This window comes from Niabella sp. ZPM-14, assembly GCF_055693045.2.
On sequence record NZ_CM181148.1, the window covers coordinates 2,762,821 to 2,787,959 of the forward strand.

Below are 25,139 nucleotides of genomic sequence, written 5' to 3' on the forward strand. Positions count from 1 at the left end.
TGCCCCTTCCGAAAAAATTTCTCCCGAATATTTGGCTGCATCATCCAAAACACTAACTTTGTACTTCAAAGTACTTTTCAATGAAAGAGGACCAGGATTACCTGAAACATATTACCGAGATGCGCTCCATGATGGAGCGCTCTACCAAGTTCCTGTCGCTGTCAGGACTGGCGGGCATTATGGCCGGCATCTACGCTTTGCTGGGCGCTTATATTGCTCACCAGTTGTTTCATTTCAATCCCACTTCCACGGGTGGTACAGACGGCGGTTCTTCACTGACAAATGTGATCCTGCTGGGCGTTGCCGTGCTGTTGCTTTCCATCGTTACGGCCATCGTGCTGTCGCTAAGGAATGCACGGAAGCGGAAGGAAAGCTTCTGGAACGTTCCTACGCGTCAGCTGGTCAGCTACATGTTGGTGCCGCTGGTCGCGGGTGGCTTCTTCATCCTGATCTGTATTTCAAAAGGACTACTGTATCTCATCATTCCTTCTACCTTACTATTTTACGGGCTTTCGTTATACATGGCGGGCAAGTTCACTTATAAGGAAGTGAAAAGCCTGGGGTTGATCCAGATCGTCCTGGGCCTGGCAAGCGCCTGTTTTGAGAGTTATGCATTGCTGTTGTGGGCGATGGGGTTTGGACTGTTACATATTGTTTATGGCATTTATATGCACTACCGATACGAGCGATGAAAATTTCGATAGACGGTTTACATAAGGCTTTTGAAAGCAGGGTGCGGCTGGGGATCATGTCGGTGTTGGCTGTTAACGAGAGCGTCGATTTTGTGGCACTGAAAGAGTTGCTCGACGTTACAGATGGCAACCTGGCCAGTCACCTGAAAGCGTTGGAAGGCGAAGGCTTTGTAGGGATGAACAAAACATTTGTAGGCCGGAAACCTAACACGCAGTACTTTATCACGGAGGCAGGGAAAAAAACATTTGAAGCCCATTTGAAAGCGCTGGAACAACTGATCAGATCTCAACAATAAATTTTTTTATCCATAAACTTTGAAATGCAAAGTACTTTTAAAACAAAAAATCATCTTTTATGACACTCCATCCACAAGCAAATCCATCCTTTTTGTCCGTTGCGCTTGCCAGAAGAATGGCGATTGGCGCCGTGATCGCGCTGATATTGATCGCGACTTTTGTAGCATCCGTAGAAAATCCCGATCCTTCCTGGCCGCGCCTGTGGGCGCTCCGGCCGCTGATCATCACGCCGATCGCCGGGGCAATGGGCGGCGCCTTTTATCATATCATGGACCATTTGCGCCGGATAGCAGGGTTGAATCATCTTCTTGCCATCCTCATCGGTTGTATCGGGTACATCGTCGCCCTGTGGCTGGGATCGGTACTGGGACTGGACGGTACTTTATGGAATTAATTCATGCTAAACAAAATCATCATGACACAAGAAATAATGACGCAGCTGAACAATCCTGTTCAACTGGAAAAGATGTACCGCACAGACAAAGCGGGTTTTAAAAAAGCATTCCAGGCCGTATATAGTCAGATCTCCGGCCATGCCGTGGCTGATTCCTGGCATGCACGATTACATTACGAGGGAGACGACCTGTCGTGGGGCAACTCCCGGGAATTGCTGTTTGCGATCCTGGCCGCCGTGATAGCGGGTTGTCTTTCCCGGTTGCCTTATATGCTACCCGTCAGCGAAGAATGGTTCTACACCAGGAATGCGGGCTTTATCATCTTCCCTGTTTTGTCCGGCTATTTTGCCTGGCGCAATCAGCTCGCTCTCCGTAAGATCCTGTTCATTGCCGGCACCACGCTGGCGGGTATTGTGTTCATCAATAGCCTGCCCGATGATCAGAAGAGCGATACGCTGATCCTTTCCTGTCTTCATATGGTGCTTTTCCTTTGGGCCATACTGGGATTTGCTTTCGCCGGAAGCCACAAGCGCGATGCTGAAAAGCGCATCGGGTTTTTGAAATATAACGGGGACCTGGTGGTGATCACCACGCTGGTGGTCATTGCCGGCGTACTGTTAACGGGCCTGACGATCGGATTGTTTTCGCTCATCGGCTTTAACATTGAAGAATTTTATATCGAGAATGTGGCGCTGTTCGCGCTTCCGGCCGCACCGGTGATCGGAACCTATCTTACACAGGTCAATCCATCGCTGGTCGGTAAAGTGTCTCCTGTCATTGCCAGGATCTTCAGCCCCCTGGTACTGGTAATGCTGGTGGCTTACCTCATTGCCATAGTTTATTCCGGAAAAGACCCTTACAATGATCGCGAGTTCTTGCTTATTTTTAACCTCTTGCTTGTAGGCGTTATGGCGATCATCTTCTTTTCTGTTGCCGGTACGGCGCCTGAAGCCACTCATCCGTTTCAGGTATGGGTGCTGTTTCTTTTATCAGTGATCACCATCCTCGTGAACGGCGTCGCCCTCTCCGCTATTTTATTTCGTATTTCAGAATGGGGCATTACGCCCAACCGCGCCGCTGTTTTAGGAAGTAATCTCCTGATACTGGGGAACCTGTTGCTGGTAACGGCCCGGCTATTAAGGATCCTGTTTAAAAAGGAAAGTCTTCAGCAGGTGGGCAATATCATCGCGTGGTACCTGCCCGTGTATTTTATCTGGGCTGTTGTGGTTACTTTTTTATTTCCCTTCCTGTTCGGGTTCAAATAGTCACATTACAAGTCTAAACCTCACAGGTTGAATCCTGTGGAGTTTTCTTTTGCCAAGGACCGGAAGTCCTTGTCAGTGGCGGCTCAATAACCATCATCCTGTTTGCGCCTGATCTTTTTCTCTTAAGAATATTTTAAACATAAGAACCACCTCAATCCGGAAATTAATTGGTATATTGATCGAAACCGATTTTGGTACAATCTTTTATATTATCCTACATAAATTAAACATATAACTTATGATTTTTCAAATCAACACAGACAATAACCTTTCGGTTAGTACAGATTATGCAGACAAAATAGAAGGAATGGTTGAAGGCGAAATTGATCATTTCATCGAACATCTTACACGCATAGAAATATACCTGTCAGATCAGAATGCAGACAAGGACACCGGGAATGACAAACGCTGTAATATCGAAGCGAAAATTAAGGGCCGCGACCCTATCGCGGTGACCGACGATGGTGAGACCTATGATCTTGCTATCAGTGGCGCTGCGGCCAAGCTCAGGACAACGCTGGAAACCATTATGGGTAAAATGAGAACGCATTAGGCGCTTTTACCTCATCTTATCGCCCTCTAAACCACTCCCTTTATGAACAATACTGCGGAAGCCATCTCCCAAGAGGAGCTGGACAGACTGGACGCCTACTGGCGCGCGGCTAATTACCTGTCGGTAGGCCAGATCTATCTGCGGGACAACCCGTTGTTGCGCAGACCATTGAGGCTGGAAGATGTCAAACAGGTGTTGCTGGGCCACTGGGGTACAACGCCCGGGCAGAATTTTATTTATACCCACCTGAACCGGATCATCAATAAGTACGACCTGGACATGATCTACATTTCCGGGCCGGGCCATGGTGGTCCCGCGTTGGTGGGAAATACCTACCTCGAAGGCACGTATAGCGATATCTATCCGGAGATCACACAGGATGAAGCCGGATTGCGCAGGCTGTTCAAGCAATTTTCTTTTCCCGGCGGTATTCCCAGTCACGTGTCTCCGGAGTGTCCGGGGTCCATGCATGAAGGAGGCGAGCTGGGCTATTCGCTGAGCCATGCATTTGGTGCTGCTTTCGACAACCCGGATCTTTGGGTCGCCTGTGTGATCGGAGACGGCGAGGCGGAAACCGGTCCTTTGGCTACGGCCTGGCATTCCAATAAATTCCTGCACCCTGTGAAAGACGGCGTCGTGTTGCCGATCCTTCACCTCAACGGTTATAAGATCGCCAATCCCACCATTTTTGCCCGTATCGAAAAGGAAGAGATGGATCAATTGATGAAGGGCTATGGCTGGAAACCTTATTGGGTAGACGGTTCAGATCCTGCCTACATGCATGGGCGCATGGTCAAGGTGCTGGACGAAGTCGTGGCAGATATCAGGAAGATCAGGGAAGAAGCGGCAAAAGGCGAACCGCTGCTACGTCCCATTTGGCCCATGATCATCTTAAAATCGCCCAAAGGCTGGACGGGTCCGAAGTACGTAGGCGGGCAGCCGGTCGAAGGTACATTCAGGTCGCACCAGGTGCCGCTTTCAGATCCGGCACACGATCCGGAACATCTGACGGCGCTGGAAGAATGGCTGAAAAGCTACCGGCCCGAAGAGCTTTTCGATGCTGAAGGACGCCTGTTGCCCGAACTAAAATCGCTGGCTCCCAAGGGTGACCGCCGCATGGGCGCCAATCCGCATACCAACGGCGGGCATGCTCTGCGGGATCTGCACCTGCCGGATTTCAGGGAATATGCTTTCGATGTGCCGACGAGAGGCGTTGTGGGGCCGGGGGACACCCGGATATTGGGCGCTTTAATCAGGGATGTGATTAAGTTCAACCTTGAATCCAGGAACTTCAGGATTTTCGGGCCTGATGAAACATTATCCAACCGGCTGAATGCCGTTTTTGACGCCACGCAGCGCCAATGGCTGGCCGATATTGAAGAGGAAGATGAGTTCCTGAAAAATGAAGGCAGGGTACTCGAGGTCCTGAGCGAACACCAGTGCGAAGGGTGGCTCGAAGGATATGTGCTGACGGGCAGACACGGCCTGTTCAATTGCTATGAAGCCTTTATCCATATCATCGACAGCATGTTCAACCAACACGCCAAATGGTTGAAAATGACCTCCGAGATCAGCTGGCGCAAAAAGCTGCCCTCGCTGAATATTTTGCTGGCTTCCCACGTGTGGCGGCAGGACCATAATGGGTTTACCCACCAGGATCCGGGCTTTATCGATCATGTGGTAAATAAAAAAGCATCTGTCGTGCGGGTATACCTGCCACCTGATGCCAATTGTCTGCTTTCAGTGGCGGACCACTGCTTGAAAAGCCGGCATTATGTAAATGTGATCATTGCCGGCAAACACCCGTCTCCGCAATGGTTATCTATGGACGAAGCAGTAACGCATTGCACAAAGGGAATCGGGATCTGGCAGTGGGCCGGTAATGATGAAGGCGTCACGCCCGACCTGGTAATGGCCTGCGCCGGCGACGTGCCTACGCTCGAGACGCTGGCCGCGGTATCCATCCTCCGGGAAAAATGCCCTGATCTTAAGATAAGAGTGGTCAATGTGGTAGACCTGATGAGGCTGCAGCCCGCATCAGAGCACCCGCATGGCCTGGGAGACGCTGACTTTGACGCGTTGTTTACCAAAGACAAGCCGGTCATCTTTGCCTTTCATGGCTATCCCTGGCTGATTCACCGCCTCACCTATCGCCGCACCAACCATCAGAACATCCATGTAAGAGGTTATAAGGAAGAAGGAACGATCACCACGCCTTTCGATATGACCGTGCTGAATCAAATGGATCGCTTTAGCCTGGTGCAGGATGCCCTGAACCGGCTGCCGCAACTGGGAGACACTGTGTCCTATATCAAAGAGGAAATGAAGAACAAGCATATTGCGCACAAGAATTACATCCGCGAGCAGGGAATTGATATGCCTGAGATCAGGGATTGGAAATGGTCGGAACAGCCGGATGCTGCACCGGAATAAAAACGGGCTTGACTTCGTTATTTCTTAGTGCCGATCGCATAGAGAATACCTCCTGCCAGGTGCTGTAAGAACAGCGGTTCGTCGTACGACTCATCCGTATGTCCCAAACCGGTGTAAAAAACGCGGCCGCCTTCAAAGTTGTGATACCAGGCCATCGGGTGAAAATCGCCGTTCTTGCCGCCTTCATAACTTTTCTCGTCAATGGTCAGGAGTACTTTGATATCGGGGTTGATGTTTTTAAAATTATACCATTCATCCTTTCTTTCCCAAACCTGGGGTAGTTGTTTTGTAGAAGGGTGTTTGCGGTCTTTCACGATGAGCCTGGCCGCCTGTTGTTTCGGGTGACTAAGGAACCAGGCCCCCACCATTTTATTGTACCAGGGCCAGTCATATTCTGTGTCCGCGGCAGCGTGAATACCCACGAAGCCATGGCCGGAGCGTACAAACTTTTGCAACGCCGCTTTCTGATCCTCATTCAGAATGGTACCGGTGGTACTCAGGAAGATCACAGCCGCGTACTGTTTCAGATTGCTATCCGTAAACAAGGTAGAGTCCTTAGTTTCCACCACTTCAAAGCCGTTTTCAGCGCCCAGTTTCTGCACCGCTTCGATCCCTTTGGGAATGGAAGAATGATAAAAGCCGTTGGTCTTTGTCATCAGCAGCACCTTGGGTTTTGCAGATTCAGTAAAAGCGGCAGCGACACAAGCGATAAGGAGCAGAGCGATGAAAGCAATCCGGTTTAACATGGCAGAATATTTTACGGGGATTAAAGAACTAATGTACTGCAAATTATCTTTACTATCCACATTTTTTGAACGCGCTGCGACGGGTAACCGGTTCCTTGTGAGAGTTTGGTTATATTTGCGGCTGCAAACTGCACATTTTTTCAAACAAATTAACGATGAAGTAGGGCCGCGTCTCATTGCCAATGCATGAGGCACGGGTGCGTTATATCAACAGTTCCTGCTCCATCAAGTATACTGCAAACAAGCTGGTGAAAGGAGTTTCATCAGAACTATAAAAAGAAATACTCATGAAAAAGATCACATTTACTTTACCTGCTGCCGCATTAGGAACCGCGACAGGAGCTGTTTTATTAGGCGATTTTAATGGATGGAATCCTGATAAAGCCGTCCAGTTAAGCGCGCAATCGGATGGTAGCTTTTCAGCGTCGGTAGACCTGGAAGCAGGTAAAACCTATGAATACCGCTTTTTGCTGAACAATGGCCAGTGGGTGAACGACTGGAACGCTCAACAATACACGTATAACCATGTATTTGGAGTGGACAATTCTGTGATCGTTGTGCCGACGGCAACGGAAGAAGCGGTGGTCAAAAAACCAAAAGCTGCGGCAAAACCAAAAAAAGAGAAAGCTACTCCCGTTAAGGCTAAAAAAGAAAAAGTCGTAGCCAAGGATGACCTGACCAAAGTGGAAGGTATTGGCGAGAAGATCGCTAAGCTGCTTGAAAAGGAAGGCATTGTAACGTACCCGGCTTTAGGAAAAGCATCTATCAAAAAACTGAAAGCGATCCTGGACGCAGCCGGACCTAAATTCCAGTTGCACGACCCGTCTTCCTGGCCCAAACAGGCGAAGTTAGCAGCTGCCGCAAAATGGGACGAGCTGGCGGCTCTGCAGCAAACCTTGCTGGCCGGAAAATAATCAGCTTGTAGCGGACCTACCGCCTTTTAGCACTGTAGAAATACGTGATCACCAGCGTGATCAATAAAAGAATGCCCACCAGTTGATGGGAGATGGCCAGCCATATTTTTGAAGGTGTGAGGTAGTTGACCAGCGTAAGCACGCCCAATAGCACCTGCACCAATGTAATGACCAATGGCAGGTTCCGCAGCTTGTAAATAGTGAGACCGCGTATCTGCCGGTGAAGCTGCACCGTATACACGATGACCAGCAAGGTGATCAGGTAAGCCAGTCCGCGATGGATAAACTGGATGGCCAGGAGATTGTGAAATATGCCGCCTTCGCTCATGTCGGGGATCAGCTGGCCGTTGATGCTGGGCCAGGTGACGGACGATTTGGCCGCGTGTGTGCCCGCCATAAACGCGCCGTAAATGAGTTGTATTGTCAGCAATACCAGTAGCAGGGCGGTGAAGTTCCTGACCGCCGGAACGCGCGCTTTTTTAAAGTCCGGCACTGATATTTTCAACGCAAACCATACGACATACACGAGCAGGATCAGCGCGGCAATAAAGTGGGCCGCCAGGCGGATATGACTGACGTACACCAGGTCGGTTCCTACGCCGCTGGCCACCATGATCCAGCCGATGGCTCCCTGAAGCGCCCCTAAAACAAACAGGATGATCATCGGCCACAGCATGCTGCGGTCGATCCTTCTTTTATAAACGAAGTAAGCAAAAGGAATGATGAATACCACACCCATGAACCGCGCCCAGTTGCGGTGCAGCCATTCCCAGAAATAAATAGATTTAAAGTCCTGCAGCGAGAAGTAATTATGGATGTATTTAAACTGCGCGATCTGCTTATATTTTTCAAACGCTGTATTCCAGTCCTGTTCGTTCATTGGGGGCAATGCGCCTAAGATCGGTTTCCATTCCGTGATGGATAACCCACTGCCGGTGAGGCGGGTGATGCCGCCCAGCAAAACCTGTATGATGATCATTGCGGCACCGATAAACAGCCAGATGGCCACGGGCCTGTTCTTCTTTAAATCCATAATCGGGTGCAAAATTATAGTATATCCCCCGTAAACACCGCGGCTTGTTTTTCCCGTTGCCGCCAGGCTTCACAAAGCCGCTACTCAACAGCTTGATGCTTTATTATCAAAACTTTAAATCACGGTGCTTCGCCGGGAATTAACGCATAATTAATCAGGTTCCTGTATTTTTGAAGGACCAGGTACTGACTTTTAATAAAGGCAACCCAACTGATTGTATACTATGAAGAAGCAAAAAACGTCCATTCTTTTTATTGATACACAGAGCCAATCGCGGAAACCTTTGCAGGTTCCTTCACATCTGATCCTTCATTGGCGTAAATATGTGATCTATGCGTCCGTCGCTTTCATCATCATGGGCCTGGTGATCGGATTTTTGATCTATCAGCAAACCAGTTCCTACTACGCTAAGAAGCTGACGTTTGTCCAACAGCTCAAAATGAAAGCGGATGTTTCCAAAGTGCAGCGCTCTTTTATTGAAATTAATGACTACCTGAACAAGATCAACCAGTTGCTCAAAACAAAAGGGCTGGAAGAGATCGCGATTCCGGACGTGGGTGGAGAACCGCTGGACATTACTGATGTGGACAATGCCACAGACCATTATTTGTCTCGGCTTAAAGAACTTGAGGAAACCGTCACAGCTGTTCCTGTCGGGAGGCCGCATGCCGGCCCTATCACCTCCCGGTTTGGTTACCGGGCCAACCCTTTTTCCGGGACCGGCGCCGAATTGCATGGCGGCATCGACTTTAAAGGTACCATGGGCGAGCCCGTAAAAACGACAGCCAGGGGCAAAGTGATCCACGCCGGCAGGAAAGGAGGCTACGGCAATTGCGTGATCATTGCTCACCCGCAGAATCTCAAGACGCTTTACGGACACCTTTCTGCCATAACGGTGTCGAAGGGAGACAAAGTGGTGCCGGGCACCGTCATCGGCAAACTGGGAAGCACGGGGCGCTCGACAGGGCCACACCTTCATTATGAAATTCACAGGAACAATAAGCGGATTGACCCGCTGGGGTATTTAAATTTCTAAAACAATTAGCAATGATCGGCAAGAAAAAACGCATGCACATTGAAGATGCTACAATTTTAAACCAGGAACCCATCAACAGTATGATCGGCAAAGACCTGCTGGTGAAGGGCGAACTGAAAGGGGAAGGTACGGTCAGGATCGATGGGCGGGTAGAAGGAAATATTGAGTTGCAGCGAGGACTGGTCATTGGTGAAGGCGCTTCCGTGACAGGCGATGTTACCACCGAAAACCTGATTGTGTACGGCACGCTCAACGGCAATATTTACTGCAAAAGCATCCAGCTCAAATCTACCGGGAACATCCGGGGAGATATTCATACCGAAACCATATTGATCGAAACCGGTGGTACCTACAACGGCCAGTTGCATATGACAGGCGATGTCAAAGCGATCGACAACCTGGCTCCTAAAACGTTGCCGGTGTCTGCGTAGGGATGACGGGTACGCAATAGGCAATAAGCAAAGGCAATGGGCAAGTCCATGGTAGGAAGCGCGGGGTAAAGAACTCCGGCACCCTGGTCAGACCGAGACGGTCAGACCAGTTTTCTTTTGAGTCGCGCCCTCTGCTCTGCTCCTGCATCCTTTCGTTATGGGTAAAACTCATAACCCGTATCTTTGCCACCCGAAATTTCAAAAGAACAGATGAACAAGGGATAAAAATTCATTTCCGTCCGCTAAGGGAGTGAGTATTTTATTTGCTGTTCCAGGTGATAAGAGCAATTCTATAAAAAAATACAAATGAAAGCATATACTTTTTTAATCCGATACAGGTTACCGATCGCCATTATTGTACTGCTGGCGGGCATATTCACCAATTTTGCGGCCAGCTTCTGGCCTGCATTCCCGTTATACCTGATCGCTGTCATTCTCATCTTCAGTCATTTCTTCTTTGGTCCGCTGAGGCTGATCCAGGAGTATATGGAAAACGGAGACATGGACGGTGCAGAAAAAGTATTGAATTCAATTAAATTTCCCAACCTGCTTTATAAGCCGATCCGCTCGGTATACTACACACTCAAAGGCAATATTGCTATGAGCAAACAGGATTTTGACGGTGCTGAAACGATGATGAAAAAAGGCCTGGACCTGGGTATGCCCATGAAGGAAGCAGAAGGCGCAAGCATGTTACAAATGGGCATGCTGGCCATGCAGAAAGGCAATATCAAACAAGGTGAAAGCTATATCCGCCAGGCGATCCGCAAAGGACTTCCTGATAAAGAAAATGAAGCGGCTGCTTACCTGCAGATGTGCAGCATCATGATGAATAAAAGGGAGTTTCGCGCTGCGAAAGATTTTTATCGTAAGGCAAAAGCCTGCAATCCCACCACACCTCAGATCGTTGACCAGGTGAAAGAGATCGGCAAGTACATTTCAAGAATGCCCGGGTAAGCTATTTCCGGCGTTTGTCCCATCAAAAAGATCGCGCAGGCACACAGGATCCTTCAAACATCCTGTCCTCTGTCAACTCCTAATGTATTATCTGGGTGGATTGAGCGGAAGTCCCCTGCCTCTTTTGATCTCGAAGTCTTCTATTCGTTCCGGCTTTACTACCAGTTTCCGGTCGATATCATTGATCAGCTCCGGTTGCCGGTGTTCGATGAAGAATTCACCAGGATCCCATTGCCCATTCTGATTCGTGTCGTACAGGATCTTCATGTCATACTCGCCGGGATTGTACAATTGCAGGTCAATGATCCGGTTGGCCGGGATGGGGAACGCGTCTTTCACTGTTTCGCCCTGCGTGATCAGCAACACGGGGTGGCGCTCCATCTCAATATCCACAAAGGTGATGCGCACCTGGCCATAATCCTCGCGGGCTTTCGTTTTAAACGTGATAGTATCTCTTTTAAAGATCTGGCGGTCCAGGCTGTCCGAAGCAAATTCCTTTTCCAACACCAGGTTGTACACTGTGTCCGGTATCCAGGGCATATTCATGGTGATTACCCGTGCCGTGCTGTCGAGGCTGAATCGCTGACCGGTAACCGGCCGGAAGCTGCTGTCGATGGTCAGGGTCATCTTCGTGGTGTCGAAGGTCTTCAGCGGGTGATCAAAGTGGATCTTGAAAGCGGAGAGCAGGTCTTGCTGACTGCCTTCCAGTGTGGTCTTATATTTTAACCGCTTTTCTTTTTCGTTCATGTCAAGTTCCTGATCCGAGTCCTCTTTACGGCCCTGCGGTTCATAAGCCCACAAACGAATGGGCGCGGGAGGTTCGGTCGCAATGGTCACCGCGGAATCTGCAAAAGCAAATACCTGCTGGCCATTGTACATATAGCTGCCGCTTTCGTCTTTCATGGCATACAAGCGATACTGGCCCGGGGCGAGAAACCTGAAAAAGAACGTACCGGTACTATCTACCCGGGTTACATATCTTGGTTTTTCTTTCACAACAGCGCTGTCATCGAGGTTGTTGTACAACATAACGGATAAAGTAGAATCTGCCTTGCCGGTTCTCGCCATACGCACGTTGCCACTGAGTTCCATCGAATCGATATAGGATCCGGTGGATACGACATATAAAAGGTCTTTTCCCTGGTTCCCTTCATTCAGGTCTTTGATCGCCTTGGCAAAATTGTAAACATAAGTGGTGTTTGGCTGCAGGGTGTCTTTGATCTTCACCGTAACGGTCCTTAGCTTTCGCGTTACTTCCGGCATGATCTTCGGAAAGGGCGATATCAGCAGGGTGCGGTAAATATCATTCAGCTCCACGTATTCATCAAATTCAATATTGATTTCCTTCGCTTTAAAATTCAGGGTCTGATTTTCGGGAACTACTGAAACGATAACCGGCGGTAAGGAATCTCTGGGCCCGCCGGAGGGCGGTACAATACTGGCACATCCGGTTTCGAACAACAGGACAGCGATGGCCGAAATTACCAGGAAACCCACAAACAGGATATTTTTAGCACGCATATAGAAAGCAAACATATAACGTTTTAGGCAAGAAGGCTCGCCGATTTTCAATTTTTAATTTTCTATTAGCAACCTCATTTTATCTTTGCAGGATGCAATTTTCATCCGCGCTGTTAGAAGCCGCTGTTAATGAATTTTCCCGCCTGCCTGGTATCGGTAAGAAAACAGCCCTCCGCCTGGTGTTGCATTTGCTGAAACAGGACGTGAGCCAGGTAAGCCAGTTTAGCGAGACCATCGCCAGGATGCGCAACGAGATCCGGTTTTGCAGACGTTGTTTCAATGTGGCCGACGGGGATCTGTGCGCGATTTGCAGTAACACCTACCGGCAGCAGCATATAATTTGCGTGGTAGAAAATATCCGCGACGTGATCGCTATTGAAAGTACGCAGCAATTTAACGGCACCTATCATGTGTTAGGCGGTGTTATTTCCCCCCTCGACGGCGTGGGGCCGGAACAACTGAATATCGATGCGCTGATCGAACGCGTCAAAGAAGAACAGACGGAAGAGCTGCTTTTCGCACTGAACCCTAATATCCAGGGAGATACCACCATTTATTATATACAAAAGAAGCTGAGCGGGATCGACCTGCGCATCACCACCATCGCACGTGGTATTGCCTTTGGCGGTGAGCTGGAATACGCCGATGAATTGACGCTGGGGCGCAGCTTACAGAATCGCCTCCCGGTGGAGAAGTATATGAACCGTTGATACGAAGCTGCTTAAATATGGCCGGGAAGGATTTGCACCCTATTTTTGTGAGATCCATCACAAATCAGCAGCCATATCTGACAATGCGACACCGGTTTTTGATTCCAGGTTTTTTGCTTTTGATCGCCGTTCCGGCGGTGTATGGTCAAACCACGCATCAGTTGTCGATCTTGTCTGAAAATGACAGTTATCTATCCATTAATAATGATGGCTATTATACCAATGGCCTGAAGCTATCCTATCAATGGACGGGTTCCACTCCAGGGCGACGGAAGACAGAACGCGTCCATCGGGTATATGCCGGTCATAGCATTTACAACGCCCGCTTTTCCGGAGAAATAAAAAAGGACAAGCTAGACCGCCCGATTACCGGTTATTTATATGCGGGCTATCAACAACTATTGTATAATAAAAAATCAGATCTGCTACGGCTGGGTCTAAGCGGTGGAGTGGTTGGCCCGCCGGCGCAGGGCGCAGAAGTGCAGCAATTTGTGCACCGGGTTATGCGGATCTATCCGCCAACCTACTGGGACCGTCAATTGAAGACCGCATGGGGTCTCAACGCTGATCTGGCGTGGTCTCCCGAGCTTTCCGGGCATCCGTCTCTGTCTAAATGGAATCTCAAGCCATTGGCCTCCGCTGCAGCGGGTTCTTTTTTTACCAACGCGGGAATTGGAGGTGCTTTGGTGTTTGGGAGACTGAATAAAAACAGCGCCTCCGCTTTTTGGGATAATCACCAGGAAGGCGAAGGGGCCGGACGGGAATTGTTCGTCTACCTGTTTCCGATGGTGTACTTCAAAGCATACGACGCCACAGTTCAGGGCGGTCTTTTTCAGCAAAGCGAAGCGGGTGCTATACCCGGAAGGATCAACCCGTTTTTCTTCCAGGCAAAGCTGGGCGCCACTTACGCGAGGAAAAAAATAACGATCGGAGCGAGCGCCATTTATGAAAGTAAACAGTCACTTACCCAATTCTCACCGCAGTACTATGGAAGCATCCAGTTGGGGTGGAGGTGGTAGGCCGTCGGAAGAGCGTAAAAATGTTTACAATTGATTAACAATGTTGTATTTATCTTCACAAGGCTAAAACGTCTAAACTTGAAAATTTATTTATTGCTGCTTATGTGTATGCTGGGCTCAGCTTCGTCTGATGCGCAGCCAACCAAGATCTATCTGAGCCCCAAGGCAGCGGGCGGTGCCAATCAATCTGTTTTTGTTGATTCCCTGAAGTTATACGGACTCGAGCAAAATAAGGATGTTGACTTCGGACGGTACTCTTACATAGCAGTAACGGATGATTATTTTCTGGCCTTCAATTACATCGAAAAAACCATCTGGGTTTTTTCCCGTAACGGGGCATTTTTAAAAACGATCTCCTACAAAAAACTGGGTGAAAATGCCAGCCCCAACTACGACGAAGCCAAAAAGCAATTGACATTTTTTTATACCAATAAGAATTATGTACTGACCGATAAAGACCGGATCCAGATCAAAGCTGATTTTTCGAACAAAAAGAACAGGAAGTATTTCAAAAAATATATTATCGACCTGACAGATACCAGTTTTGCATTTCAAAAAGCAGCGCCTACATCGTTCGACATTCTGAATGCATATAACCTGAAAGGCGATTATTACTGCACTTATGAAATAGCAGTCAATAAAAACTACGAGGACACAACCGATTATGAAGTTAAGATCTACAAAGATACCAAATTTCTCAAAGGCTATTTTCCTTACAATAAGCAAAACGAAATCCGGTATCTATATGCAAAGCATGTAGGTGCTGCAACGATGGAAGGCCCCAGACCCGGTGTGTTTTATATATTCCGCCCCTATGTCGATACCATCTACGCGCTTTCCAATGATGTTGTTACGCCGTTGTATCAGGTGGTGTTGCCCATGGAAAACAGCATTCCGAAGTCATTTTTTGAGAAGCCTTTTAAAAATGCTACAGACCGGGAAAACTTTGAAAGGAACAACGGCTGGTTACTGAGACAGATCTACCTGCCGCACGAGACGAACCGGTACATGCTTTTTAATATTTCCTTCTTCTCCAATTACGGCCAATACATCTATGATAAGAAATCCAATACGGCCTACAATATGTCGAAGATCAAGCCGGATAGTACCACTTATTATCTTCCGTTGCTGGAGCAATATAATTACGGACATCTGCATAATAAGAAGTTGTACAAACTGATCACTTCAGAACAATTGAAAAAGGTCTACGAACAGCAAAAGGGAAAGATGGATGAATTGCCCGCTGCGCTTCGCGAAGCCTTAAAAGACAGTACGCATCCTCAACCGCTTATCGCTGAATATACCATCAAAAAAGATTAACGAAAGATAGCTTTGAAACCGGTAACGCTGCATAAATTATGAACACACCCATCACTAACAAATTGACAACCGATAGCCCCAACCCCTCACGAATGAAAAATATTCTCTTTCTTTTTCTGACCCTTTTAATATTCAAAACAGGCGTCGCTCAGGAAGGCACGCTTAGCGGCGTAGTGAAAGATTCTGCCACCGGCGTATTTCTTGAATCCGCGACAGTTAGTGTCTTTTCAAAAGATTCGTCCCTGGTCAACTACCAGTTGACGGATGGCTACGGAGCTTTCCGCATCGACAGGCTGCCGATGAAAAAAGACCTGATCCTCAACGTAACTTATGTCGGCTTCAAGTCCGTATTCCAGCCGATTCATTTTGATTCTTTACCTTCTAAAACGCTGACGCTGCTGCTGAGCCCGGATTTCCACGACTCGTTAAACGTTACCGTTACGGCCCAGGTCCCGATAAGAATGAATGGCGATACGCTCGAGATCAATCCTGCAGCTTTTAAAATGGATCCCAACGCTGTGGTGGAAGACCTGCTGACACAGGTGCCGGGCATCACCGTTTGGTCCGACGGATCGATCACCATGAACGGGCGGAAGATACCGAGCGTGCTCGTGGATGGAAAGCCCTTCCTGGGTTCCGACGATGCCAGGCTGGCCACCCAAAACCTGCCGAAAGATGCTATCGATAAAATCCAGGTGTACCAGGAAGTAGACAGAAATTTAAAACCCGAAGAGCGAAAGCAGAAAGATTCTTTGCTTACGATGAACATCAAACTGAAGGAAGATAAGAAAACGGGATACTTTGGAAAGGCCGGCGTCGGATATGGAACTACTGACCGGTTTGAGACGGACCTGTCCTTTCAGATGTATAATAAAAGAACGTCGTTTGGTATCGGGGGTGGTTTCAATAATATTAATAAGAGTGTTGAAAACCTGAAAGACATGTTTCAGAACAATACTTACCGGAATTATAATCCCAATCTTTACAACGTCGGCAGCTTCAACACCGATGGGATCAATAAATACCATTCCATCGGCGGTGTATTCACGCATAACTTTATCGAAACCAGCAACAGCCGGCAAAACGACCGCATCACGGTGAATTATACCAAATCCGGCACCGACAAGTTCTTAACCGATCAGTCTTTGCAAAACCGGACCACGCTGGATAATCCGCAGTTCATAGAAGACAATGCCGTCACCAACAGCATCAACAACAACCATAACATTGGCGTCAATTATATCAAGACGAATAGCTATAATGACAATTTCAATGTGAACGGGAATGCCACTTTTTCCAACGGTGACAACAACGTGAGACGGACCACGGACATCAGGGATTCGGTAAATAGCCCGATCAGCAATAATATCAATGAAACAATGGAGCAGCGCAGATCCGACAACCAGTCTTTCGACCTCGACTATTCTAAATATGACCAGGAAAACCCGTTGAAGCAATTTGATTTTTCTATAAACGCCAATAACAACAACAATGTTTCTGACCGGTATGTGAGAAGCGTTTTCCGGTCTTTTGTTAACAGCGATGATGATACCGCCTATAACAGGCATTATAACACGAACAGCTCCATGTTCAGCGGCGGTGCCAATCTTTCCTACAACGGGTTTAAAAGGCTGATCTTCGGGCGGTACGCCTTCTTCGGGATCGATGTCAGCCTGAATCAGTGGTTCAATTATAGCCGCAACAAAAACGATCAGAACGTATTCGACTTTGACAGTCTCTCCGGGAATTATATCACCAACGCAAGGTTGACCAATACCAACCTGAATGAAAAGGTAGAGTATACGCCATCATTGCGCTTAAGCAAATCTTTCTTCAAGTGGAAAGATGTTTATTATCATAACTTTTATGCTCAGGTAGTGATATTAGAGGATTTCAAGAACGACAACAACATATCTTCTTTTGATATCAGGAACCTGTCCCGCTCCTTCGCATTTTTCCGATACGAAGGTTCTGTTTCCTACAATTACAACAAACGGGAAAAATATTCTTATTATTCCTCAGCAGGCTATCGGAAGAACTTCGGATATCCCGGCATTGATCAGCTCTACACGATCACCGATGACGTAGATGTTTTCAATGTGAGAATCGGTAACCCTAATCTCAGGAACCAGGTCAATCATACGTATTACCTGAACGGGAACTTCAACACGCAGAATCCCAAGTCGCTCTATTCGTTCAATGGAGGGATCAACGGGTCGCTGGTCAATTCGCTAAACCCGGTGACGGACAGCGTGATCAACGAAGAGTCGGGCAAGCGTTTTTACTATTATGTCAACGCCGGACAAAGCCGCAACTTCAACCTGAGCTATAATGTGAACATCAGTCGCAAGATCAAAAAAAGCAATATCCAGCTGATGTATAACGGGTCGTATAACAGCGGCGTCCGCCCCAATTATATTGATAATGTTTTCACGAAAACCAATACCACCGGCATTAATAACAACATCAACCTGCAGTTTTCGCTGCGCTCTATGCTTATTGTCAAAATAGGCAAAATGCTCAACCATTATCAATCTGAGCAATCCGGCGCGGGGCTTAATTCGTTTAAGAACTATACTGATGTGTCCCGCTTTGGGCTAACGCTCAACCTGCCCAAAAGCTACACGATCAGCAGTACGGTAGACCATACCAAAAATAGCGACCTGGACGAGCCGATCGTATTGTGGAATGCGTTTGCCACCTGCCGTTTATTAAAGAATCAGCAGGCGGAAGTTAAATTCTCCGCTATGGATATCTTAAAACAGTTCCGCAATATTTCCAATACTGCAGACCAATACGGAACCACAACCCGTATCACAAACGGGTTACAGCAGTTTTTTATGGTCACGCTTTCTTATTACCCCCGCAAGTTTGGTAAAGCCGAAGTCAAAAAAAGAGTCGTAGACCAGGTGTGGTAGGTTTATTCCTGCTTGGTTAGTTTTTCCGAGTTTTCCGCAAACTGTAAGGCGTCGATAAATTCCTGCAGCTCGCCATTCATGATGGCATCCAGGTTGTAAGCGGTCAGGTTGATCCGGTGATCCGTCACCCGGCCTTGCGGATAGTTGTAGGTCCTGATCTTCGCACTGCGGTCGCCCGAGCTGACCAGGCTTTTTCTATGACGGGAGATTTCCTCTTCCTGCTTACGTACCTGCTCTTCATATAATTTTGTCCGCAGCATCTGCATGGCTTTTTCGCGGTTGCCCAACTGCGTACGCTCGGTCTGGCAGATCACCACTGTTCCGGTAGGAAGGTGGGTCAGCATCACTTTGGTTTCCACCTTGTTTACGTTCTGTCCACCCGCACCACCGCTTCGCGAGGTTTCCATTTTCACATCCGCTTCGCGCAGTTCAAAGTCGATCTCTTCCGCTTCCGGCATTACCGCCACCGTTGCAGCAGAAGTATGTACCCGTCCCTGGGTTTCCGTGTCCGGGACCCGCTGAACGCGGTGCACACCGCTTTCAAATTTCAACGTACCGTACACATCATCGCCGGTCACTTCCAGTTGCACCTCTTTATATCCACCCACAGTTCCTTCGCTTTCGCTCAAAACAGCGGTTTTAAATCCATGTCTTTCGCAATATTTTACGTACATGCGCAGCAGGTCTCCTGCAAATATGCTGGCCTCATCGCCGCCGGTTCCGGCGCGGATCTCCATGATCACATTTTTCTCATCCTGCGGATCCTTAGGGATCAACAGCTGGCGAATAGCGGCTTCCATAGACTCTTTGCGCTCCTGCAGGTCGGCTGTTTCCAGCTTGGCCAGTTCCCGCAGCTCCTCATCGTCGCCGTTCAGCGCTTCCTTATTAAAGTCAATATCATCCAGCAGGCGCTTGTAGTCTTTGTACGCCACTACGATCTTTTCAAGGCCGCGGTATTCTTTGCTGGTGGCGGCAAACTTTTTATTATCGCTAACGATCTCCGGGTTGGTCAATGCCACACCCAATTGATCATATTTTGCTTTGATAGCTTCTAATTTGTCTAACATATTGATCGCTTCATTTTTAAGGCGGGGCTGATAATACCCGGTACCGATGCGCACGCCCGGCCAAAGCGGCTGCAAATCTACACAAAACTTTCAAGCTTCTTTCACAACATCATGTGAAGCGCTGGTTTGCACCCGTCGCGGATCGTATGAGCCGGGCTACGAATGGGGAAAGAGAATAATGCCACTAGTCCGCGAACGGTACTTTCTGAAAGCATTGGTCAATGACCTACAATGGCAAGCACCCCAGGTTCGTTGGCGGTTTTATAAGGCTGCGCTTTAGCACGGTTAAAAAGGCGTGCGATGAGTATTGAGTGCCATAGGTGCGATCCATTTTGCCGTTTTCACCGTTGACATGCCGCCGCCGGACATTACCTTTGACAGCTACAAGCATTTGGCTCCGGGCGACTTTCGGGTTTGCAGGGGCGAAACTCTAATATAATTCAGATGGGATTTATTACACTAAAGGCCGGCCAGATCTTCGACGGATACCAGGTTCATGAAAACAAGGTACTGGTAGTACAGGAGGATGGGACGGTGGAAGCGATACTGGATGAGGATCAGGCGGTAGGCGACATCCGGGAGGTCCATGGCATGCTGTCGCCCGGATTCATTAATTGTCACTGCCACCTTGAGTTGAGTCATCTCAAAGGCGACATTGAGGAAAATACAGGGTTAGCGGGCTTTGTAAGACAGGTGGTGCAAAAAAGAAGCAAGCCTGAGGCGGTCATTATGAATGCCATATCCGACGCCGACGCAGAGATGTGGGACAACGGAATTGTAGCCGTGGGAGATATCTGCAATACCCTCGACACGTTACCAACCAAAACAGAAAGCCTGATCCATTACCATCACTTTATTGAAGCGTTTGGCTTTAACCCGGAATGGGCAGAAAGGAATTTTGCCCTGTACGAGCAGGTCTACAATGGATTTGTGGCTCGTTTTGCGTCGCAACAGGTGTCGATCACTCCGCATGCCCCGTACTCCGTTTCCGAACCGCTCTGGAATAAGGTCCTGGCTCACAACCAGAACGGCCTGCTTTCTATCCATAACCAGGAAACTATGGATGAGACGCTGTGGTTTATGGAAAAAACCGGCGGCTTTGTCCAGATGTTCGAAGCCATGGGATTGAAGACCGATCATTTTGTTGCCTCAGGCAGAAGCAGCCTCCAAACCTATTTGCCCCGCTTTAACGTGGCCACCAACCTGCTGCTGGTGCACAATGTATTTACCACGAAAGAAGATGTGCTGTTTGGCCGCGAGACGGGCCAGTCGCTGTACTGGTGCCTTTGCCCGAACGCCAACCATTATATCAGCCGTCGCCTGCCCGATGTGCCGATGCTGGACCGGACAGGCTGCACGCTTGTGCTGGGCACGGATAGCCTGGCATCCAACCACCAGCTCAGCATCTGGCAGGAGGTGGTCACCCTCCAACAGGCATTCCCGCAAATACCATTGGCCAACCTGCTGCGTTGGGCAACCATCAATGGCGCCCGCGCGCTAAAGATCGATGATCGGTACGGCAGCTTTGAAAAAGGCAAACGGCCGGGCATCGTTCACATTGCTGAGGGGAACGCCAGACGCCTTTTGCTGTAACCGGCCGACAATTCTGACTCCTGATTTGGAGAAGCAACACGGATCACTCAACTTTGCAGACCCCAGGAATGCCCGAACAACCATGGTAAAAGCAAAAATCAAAAGAGGATATCGGATCGCCAGATATGTGGCGTATAAAGAAACACTGATCGACCGGAGAGAACATTTCTGGTCTTTTTTAGGCGCTTTTTTCGGCATCGGCATCATTGCTTTCTTTCAGACTAAACTTCCGGATACAGACAACCTGTTTTTGATCGGGTCTTTCGGCGCCTCGTCGGTGCTCATCTACGGACATATCCAAAGCCCGCTGGCCCAGCCGCGCAACCTGATTGGCGGACATGTCATTTCGGCGATCATCGGCGTAACGGTCTATAAACTCTGTCCGCCGATGCTGTGGTTTACAGCCCCGCTCGCGGTGGCTTTATCCATTATCGCGATGCAAATCACCAAGACCTTACATCCGCCCGGCGGGGCCACGGCGCTTATCGGCGTGATTGGTTCAGAAAAGATAAAAGCACTGGGTTACTGGTTCGTTCTCTCGCCCGTGTTTTCCGGAGCCCTGATCCTGCTGCTGGTTGCCCTCGTGTTCAACAATCTGACAACGAACCGTAAGTACCCGACGGATGGACGGTTTTCCAGAACGTTTAAGTGGGTAGTGAACCCCACCCGTAAAGTGGTGAAGGGCTGGAAGCAAAGAAGGCAAAAAGGCTGATCAACGCATGAGCTCTTTCAGCACCGGCAGGGTCCTCATTTTGCCGAAATCCTGGATATGCAGGCTATAATACACTTCCATGATGTCGAGGATCTTCCTGCGCCCTTCGGCATTGGCGTTGATCTCTGACAGCTCTTCCGGTTGGCGAACCTGCAGCAACTCGGCCAGGATAGCTGCCTGTTTTTTTTCGAGGTACAAATGATGAAATACCTGCCGGTTAGTGAATACGCCCTCTTCCACGTCAAAAACAAGATCCTCACTTTCCCACGCATCCGGGGATACCGCCTGGGGCAAAAAGCCGAAGAAATGACTGAGCTGAACCGCAAAAAATACCGGGAAATTGGCCATTACTTTATCATTACAGCCATCCAACGCGATAAAACAGTCTTCCGCAAAGGCAAAAAGGCCATAGTTGTTTTCGGGTTGTGTCAGGCATTTAGCCAGCAATTCCACCATGTAGGCGGCCACGCCGTTTTTTAACACGTCGGAAAAGAGGTGCTGATACAGGTGCGAGAACCGGTATTCTTTGACCCGGTTCAGTTGTTTGAATTCATTGTGATACACTTCCAGGTCGAGCAGGGCGGCCGGTTGAAAAAAGCCGATGCGCGAGCCGGATTTTTTCCCCGATGATCGGATCCCGTTCAATAAGTAAGACTGAAGGCCGAACAATTCCGTGTAAACAGAGGCTACGATGCTCGTTTCTCCGTATTTGATATTACGGAGCACAATGCCGCGGGTCTTATGGATTTTATCGCTCAATCGATGGAAGGATTTCCGGTCAAAATTACACAAAGGAAACCTGAAATCATTTGCGGGAAGATCCGGTCTTTACAGGGGTTAACGACGACTGTCGTTTAGGTGAGTAGAAAACTTATAGTCTTACTGCCGGGTTTACAACAGATTCGGTTGTTTTGCAGCCGCCCCTGCGGTAAAAAATTATGTGTTGGCACTGTTTTTTCTTTTCTTTGCCGCAATTGCTTAGGAAACTCTCGAAGCACTATTTCAACAATTCAATTATTAAACATCGTCTAAAAGATAAATAATCGTTTTATGTGGGAAAAGTTGGGCAAGGCCATCATTAAATACAGGTTTGTTCTTTTATTTTTACTCATTGGTGCCACCGCATTATTTGCCTATTGGGGTACAAAAGCGGAATTGGGATACGAGTTCACCAAAGCTATTCCGTCGGACCATCCGGTAAATATTGCCTATCAGAAATTCAAGAAGAAATACGGGCAAGACGGTAACCTGTTGGTGGCAGGCATACAGACTAATGAGTTCTTTACTGAAAAAATCTTCAATGAATATGTCACCCTTCAAAACCGTCTCAAAGGCGTTACCGGTGTGGTCGACATTATCAGCGTACCGGGTGCGGTTAACCTGGTAAAAGACTCAGCCACACAAAAACTGCAGGCACAACGAATATTTTCATCTACCGCGCTCAGCCAATCGCAGATCGACCAGGGCGCCCGCATCTTCCGCAACCTTCCTTTTTACCGCGACCTGTTGTACAACCCCGAGACCGGTGCTTACCTGATGGGCCTGAATATGGACGCGAATATTATCAATTCAGAAAAAAGAGATCAGGCGATCGACGCCATCCGCGCACAGATCGCCCAGTTCGAACAGGCAACCGGCCTGGAAGTCAAGCTCAGCGGGCTTCCTTATATCCGCACAATATTAGCAGCGCGGATCGCCAACGAAATGCGCTATTTCCTGACGGCTTCTATTGTACTTTCTGCGATTATACTGCTGCTGTTTTTCAGATCGGTCAGCTCCATGCTGTTATCGCTTGGCGTAGTGATCATCGGGGTTTTATTCAGCCTGGGAACCATTCATGTTTTTGGATATAATATCACTTTATTAACGGCCTTGATTCCGCCGCTGATCGTCGTGATTGGTATTCCCAACTGTATTTATTTCCTCAACAAATACCACACGAGCTGGCAGAAGCAGGCTGCATTGGGAGAGCAGATACCGGTACAGGTAAAAAAGAAAAATGCCATTGTGGATATGGTAAGCCGCATGGGTATCGTGACATTGTTCTGTAATGTTGCTGCGGCCATCGGCTTCGCGGTGTTTGCACTGACCAAAAGCGAGATTCTAAAAGAGTTCGGTGTAGTAGCGGGTATCAATATCATGCTGTTGTTCTTCATATCGCTGCTGCTGATTCCCATCGTACTCTTCTTTTTACCACCGCCCAAAGAAAAACATACGCGGTACCTGGACAATGCGAGATTGAACCGCTGGCTGGGGCGCCTGGAAGTATGGTCACTGTCTCATCGTAAATTGATATACATCGTCACTGCGATACTCGTAGTGATAGCTGCCGCCGGAACCCTTCGTTTACAAAGTAACGCCTACATGGTGGATGACGTGCCTAAGACCGATAAGATCTATACGGATCTGAAGTTCTTTGAAAAGAATTTTAAGGGAGTGATGCCGCTGGAGATCGTGATCGATACCAAAAAGAAGTATGGCGTAACGCGCAATTTCAAAAATCTGCTCAAGATCGATTCCTTTTCTCAATACCTGGCCACCATGCCGCAGATTGCCCGTCCCTTAAGCATTGTAGAAGGGTTGAAGTTTGCCAAGCAGGCGTTTTATGAGGGGGATAGCAGTAACTATTCGATGCCTTCAGAATTTGACCTGCCGGGACTGGCTCAATACCTGAATATGAATACGGGCAGTGCAGAAACCACGGCCAATGATAACTCTTTCACCAAGCTGGTGTCCCGGTTTATGGACAGCACCAAACAGGAAGCCCGGTTAAGTGTGAACATGGCCGATGTCGGTACCCATGCACTTCCCGGTTTGCTGGAAGGTATCCAGAAGCGGGCTGATGATATTTTCCCGAAGGAGGAATATAATGTGTCGTTGACCGGCAGCAGCATCGCATTCCTGGAAGGAGGGAGATTTATTATTAACGGATTAAAGGAAAGTATCTTCTGGGCATTCTTGCTGATCGCCCTGTGTATGCTGTATTTATTCCGTTCGTTCCGCATATTGCTGTGCTCCCTGATTCCGAATATTATTCCGTTGATCATCACGGCCGGGATCATGGGCTGGGCAGGGGTCCCGCTCAAACCCAGTACCGTACTGATCTTCAGCGTAGCATTGGGTATCGCCATTGATATCACGATCCGGTTCCTGGTCAACTACAAGCAGGAGCTGGGTTATCATAAAGATGATGTGCAGGAAACCGTGATACAAACCATTCACAGTACCGGCATCAGTATTATTTATACCTCCATGGTGTTAATCGCTGGTTTCGTGATCTTCTGTTTCAGCGGCTTCGGTGGTACTAAAGCGCTGGGTTGGCTGACTTCCGTGACGTTGATCACAGCGACGATAACTAACCTGGTATTGTTGCCTGCCTTGCTGATCAGCTTCTCCAGGAAGCGTCAGAAAAATAAATAAGAGCTTCACGATGAAAGCCGCGCATACACAGACAGTTGTATGCGCGGCTTTTATTTTTAAATCTGAAAGCGCAGCTTCGATCGGAGCCGGTACTATGTGATAATTGT

General features: G+C 48.4%; 22 protein-coding genes. 17 read left to right on the plus strand and 5 right to left on the minus strand.

The window, feature by feature from the left end:
- Positions 1 to 80 precede the first annotated feature (80 nt).
- The 6 genes from ACU37H_RS11630 to ACU37H_RS11655 all read left to right on the plus strand — a co-directional run bounded on the left by ACU37H_RS11630 (position 81) and on the right by ACU37H_RS11655 (position 5,635).
- Positions 81 to 692 carry a hypothetical protein gene (locus tag ACU37H_RS11630; protein WP_472704279.1) on the plus strand — a complete coding sequence of 204 codons (612 nt, stop codon included), beginning with the start codon at positions 81 to 83 and terminating at the stop codon, positions 690 to 692.
- Positions 689 to 988, plus strand: coding sequence for a winged helix-turn-helix domain-containing protein (locus tag ACU37H_RS11635; protein ID WP_472704277.1), 300 nt, complete (start codon positions 689 to 691; stop codon positions 986 to 988). Before ACU37H_RS11630 ends, ACU37H_RS11635 begins: the two co-directional genes overlap by 4 nt.
- Positions 989 to 1,047: 59 nt before the next feature.
- Positions 1,048 to 1,383, plus strand: coding sequence for a hypothetical protein (locus tag ACU37H_RS11640; protein ID WP_472704276.1), 336 nt, complete (start codon positions 1,048 to 1,050; stop codon positions 1,381 to 1,383).
- Positions 1,384 to 1,404: 21 nt separating this feature from the next.
- A complete protein-coding gene (locus tag ACU37H_RS11645) occupies positions 1,405 to 2,649 on the plus strand; it encodes a hypothetical protein (protein WP_472704275.1) in 1,245 nt (414 codons plus the stop codon).
- A 238-nt stretch (positions 2,650 to 2,887) separates the two neighbouring features.
- Positions 2,888 to 3,202 carry an HPF/RaiA family ribosome-associated protein gene (locus ACU37H_RS11650; protein ID WP_472704273.1) on the plus strand — a complete coding sequence of 105 codons (315 nt, stop codon included), beginning with the start codon at positions 2,888 to 2,890 and terminating at the stop codon, positions 3,200 to 3,202.
- A 42-nt stretch (positions 3,203 to 3,244) separates the two neighbouring features.
- Positions 3,245 to 5,635, plus strand: coding sequence for a phosphoketolase family protein (locus ACU37H_RS11655; RefSeq protein ID WP_472704271.1), 2,391 nt, complete (start codon positions 3,245 to 3,247; stop codon positions 5,633 to 5,635).
- Between the two features lie 17 nt (positions 5,636 to 5,652).
- On the opposite strand, the gene ACU37H_RS11660 is transcribed toward ACU37H_RS11655, so the two are convergent.
- A complete protein-coding gene (locus tag ACU37H_RS11660; protein WP_472704269.1) occupies positions 5,653 to 6,381 on the minus strand; it encodes a ThuA domain-containing protein in 729 nt (242 codons plus the stop codon).
- Between the two features lie 287 nt (positions 6,382 to 6,668).
- Between ACU37H_RS11660 and ACU37H_RS11665 the strand changes: the two genes are divergently transcribed.
- Complete coding sequence (locus ACU37H_RS11665) at positions 6,669 to 7,295, plus strand: helix-hairpin-helix domain-containing protein (RefSeq protein ID WP_472704267.1); 627 nt, start codon at positions 6,669 to 6,671, stop codon at positions 7,293 to 7,295.
- Positions 7,296 to 7,311: 16 nt separating this feature from the next.
- Here the strand turns inward: ACU37H_RS11665 and ACU37H_RS11670 are convergent, their stop codons facing one another.
- The gene (locus ACU37H_RS11670; RefSeq protein ID WP_472704265.1) at positions 7,312 to 8,328 is read right to left on the minus strand and encodes a COX15/CtaA family protein; all 1,017 of its coding nucleotides are present in this window, start codon (positions 8,326 to 8,328) and stop codon (positions 7,312 to 7,314) included.
- A 223-nt stretch (positions 8,329 to 8,551) separates the two neighbouring features.
- Here ACU37H_RS11670 and ACU37H_RS11675 point away from each other — a divergent pair, with 223 nt between their 5' ends.
- The 3 genes from ACU37H_RS11675 (at position 8,552) to ACU37H_RS11685 (ending at position 10,752) form a co-directional block, all read left to right on the plus strand.
- Positions 8,552 to 9,364, plus strand: a complete 813-nt coding sequence (locus ACU37H_RS11675) for a peptidoglycan DD-metalloendopeptidase family protein (protein ID WP_472704263.1) — start codon at positions 8,552 to 8,554, stop codon at positions 9,362 to 9,364.
- Positions 9,365 to 9,375: 11 nt separating this feature from the next.
- A complete protein-coding gene (locus tag ACU37H_RS11680) occupies positions 9,376 to 9,795 on the plus strand; it encodes a bactofilin family protein (protein WP_472704261.1) in 420 nt (139 codons plus the stop codon).
- Between the two features lie 306 nt (positions 9,796 to 10,101).
- Positions 10,102 to 10,752 carry a tetratricopeptide repeat protein gene (locus ACU37H_RS11685; RefSeq protein WP_472704259.1) on the plus strand — a complete coding sequence of 217 codons (651 nt, stop codon included), beginning with the start codon at positions 10,102 to 10,104 and terminating at the stop codon, positions 10,750 to 10,752.
- A gap of 87 nt (positions 10,753 to 10,839) precedes the next feature.
- On the opposite strand, the gene ACU37H_RS11690 is transcribed toward ACU37H_RS11685, so the two are convergent.
- Positions 10,840 to 12,288: an Ig-like domain-containing protein gene (locus tag ACU37H_RS11690; RefSeq protein ID WP_472704257.1), complete on the minus strand. Its 1,449-nt coding sequence runs from the start codon at positions 12,286 to 12,288 to the stop codon at positions 10,840 to 10,842.
- Between the two features lie 77 nt (positions 12,289 to 12,365).
- Between ACU37H_RS11690 and recR the strand changes: the two genes are divergently transcribed.
- The 4 genes from recR (at position 12,366) to ACU37H_RS11710 (ending at position 18,240) form a co-directional block, all read left to right on the plus strand.
- A complete protein-coding gene (gene recR / locus ACU37H_RS11695) occupies positions 12,366 to 12,983 on the plus strand; it encodes a recombination mediator RecR (protein ID WP_472704255.1) in 618 nt (205 codons plus the stop codon).
- Between the two features lie 98 nt (positions 12,984 to 13,081).
- On the plus strand, positions 13,082 to 14,002 hold the full coding sequence (locus tag ACU37H_RS11700) for a lipid A-modifier LpxR family protein (RefSeq protein WP_494407546.1): 921 nt from the start codon (positions 13,082 to 13,084) through the stop codon (positions 14,000 to 14,002).
- 78 nt (positions 14,003 to 14,080) lie between these two features.
- Positions 14,081 to 15,322: a hypothetical protein gene (locus tag ACU37H_RS11705; RefSeq protein ID WP_472704251.1), complete on the plus strand. Its 1,242-nt coding sequence runs from the start codon at positions 14,081 to 14,083 to the stop codon at positions 15,320 to 15,322.
- 92 nt (positions 15,323 to 15,414) lie between these two features.
- Entirely contained in the window at positions 15,415 to 18,240 is a 2,826-nt protein-coding gene (locus ACU37H_RS11710) for a carboxypeptidase regulatory-like domain-containing protein (protein WP_472704249.1), read from the plus strand.
- A gap of 2 nt (positions 18,241 to 18,242) precedes the next feature.
- Here ACU37H_RS11710 and prfA read toward each other — a convergent pair whose 3' ends face one another.
- A complete protein-coding gene (gene prfA, locus ACU37H_RS11715; protein WP_494407547.1) occupies positions 18,243 to 19,382 on the minus strand; it encodes a peptide chain release factor 1 in 1,140 nt (379 codons plus the stop codon).
- 369 nt (positions 19,383 to 19,751) lie between these two features.
- Here prfA and ACU37H_RS11720 point away from each other — a divergent pair, with 369 nt between their 5' ends.
- Together ACU37H_RS11720 and ACU37H_RS11725 are read left to right on the plus strand one after the other, a co-directional pair.
- Entirely contained in the window at positions 19,752 to 20,900 is a 1,149-nt protein-coding gene (locus ACU37H_RS11720) for an amidohydrolase family protein (protein ID WP_472704245.1), read from the plus strand.
- A 25-nt stretch (positions 20,901 to 20,925) separates the two neighbouring features.
- Positions 20,926 to 21,612: an HPP family protein gene (locus ACU37H_RS11725; protein WP_472704243.1), complete on the plus strand. Its 687-nt coding sequence runs from the start codon at positions 20,926 to 20,928 to the stop codon at positions 21,610 to 21,612.
- Here ACU37H_RS11725 and recO read toward each other — a convergent pair whose 3' ends face one another.
- Positions 21,613 to 22,371, minus strand: coding sequence for a DNA repair protein RecO (gene recO / locus ACU37H_RS11730; RefSeq protein WP_472704241.1), 759 nt, complete (start codon positions 22,369 to 22,371; stop codon positions 21,613 to 21,615).
- Positions 22,372 to 22,662: 291 nt separating this feature from the next.
- Here recO and ACU37H_RS11735 point away from each other — a divergent pair, with 291 nt between their 5' ends.
- Entirely contained in the window at positions 22,663 to 25,032 is a 2,370-nt protein-coding gene (locus tag ACU37H_RS11735) for an efflux RND transporter permease subunit (RefSeq protein WP_472704239.1), read from the plus strand.
- Positions 25,033 to 25,139 lie beyond the last annotated feature (107 nt).

What these genes read in the sequence shown, in the direction of transcription:
- ACU37H_RS11630 (WP_472704279.1), top strand. Translation starts at nt 81, where the DNA reads ATGAAAGAGGACCAGGATTACCTGAAACATATTACCGAGATGCGCTCC.
- ACU37H_RS11635 (WP_472704277.1), top strand. Translation starts at nt 689, where the DNA reads ATGAAAATTTCGATAGACGGTTTACATAAGGCTTTTGAAAGCAGGGTG.
- ACU37H_RS11640 (WP_472704276.1), top strand. Translation starts at nt 1,048, where the DNA reads ATGACACTCCATCCACAAGCAAATCCATCCTTTTTGTCCGTTGCGCTT.
- ACU37H_RS11645 (WP_472704275.1), top strand. Translation starts at nt 1,405, where the DNA reads ATGACACAAGAAATAATGACGCAGCTGAACAATCCTGTTCAACTGGAA.
- ACU37H_RS11650 (WP_472704273.1), top strand. Translation starts at nt 2,888, where the DNA reads ATGATTTTTCAAATCAACACAGACAATAACCTTTCGGTTAGTACAGAT.
- ACU37H_RS11655 (WP_472704271.1), top strand. Translation starts at nt 3,245, where the DNA reads ATGAACAATACTGCGGAAGCCATCTCCCAAGAGGAGCTGGACAGACTG.
- ACU37H_RS11660 (WP_472704269.1), bottom strand. Translation starts at nt 6,381, where the DNA reads ATGTTAAACCGGATTGCTTTCATCGCTCTGCTCCTTATCGCTTGTGTC.
- ACU37H_RS11665 (WP_472704267.1), top strand. Translation starts at nt 6,669, where the DNA reads ATGAAAAAGATCACATTTACTTTACCTGCTGCCGCATTAGGAACCGCG.
- ACU37H_RS11670 (WP_472704265.1), bottom strand. Translation starts at nt 8,328, where the DNA reads ATGGATTTAAAGAAGAACAGGCCCGTGGCCATCTGGCTGTTTATCGGT.
- ACU37H_RS11675 (WP_472704263.1), top strand. Translation starts at nt 8,552, where the DNA reads ATGAAGAAGCAAAAAACGTCCATTCTTTTTATTGATACACAGAGCCAA.
- ACU37H_RS11680 (WP_472704261.1), top strand. Translation starts at nt 9,376, where the DNA reads ATGATCGGCAAGAAAAAACGCATGCACATTGAAGATGCTACAATTTTA.
- ACU37H_RS11685 (WP_472704259.1), top strand. Translation starts at nt 10,102, where the DNA reads ATGAAAGCATATACTTTTTTAATCCGATACAGGTTACCGATCGCCATT.
- ACU37H_RS11690 (WP_472704257.1), bottom strand. Translation starts at nt 12,288, where the DNA reads ATGTTTGCTTTCTATATGCGTGCTAAAAATATCCTGTTTGTGGGTTTC.
- recR (WP_472704255.1), top strand. Translation starts at nt 12,366, where the DNA reads ATGCAATTTTCATCCGCGCTGTTAGAAGCCGCTGTTAATGAATTTTCC.
- ACU37H_RS11710 (WP_472704249.1), top strand. Translation starts at nt 15,415, where the DNA reads ATGAAAAATATTCTCTTTCTTTTTCTGACCCTTTTAATATTCAAAACA.
- ACU37H_RS11720 (WP_472704245.1), top strand. Translation starts at nt 19,752, where the DNA reads ATGGGATTTATTACACTAAAGGCCGGCCAGATCTTCGACGGATACCAG.
- ACU37H_RS11735 (WP_472704239.1), top strand. Translation starts at nt 22,663, where the DNA reads ATGTGGGAAAAGTTGGGCAAGGCCATCATTAAATACAGGTTTGTTCTT.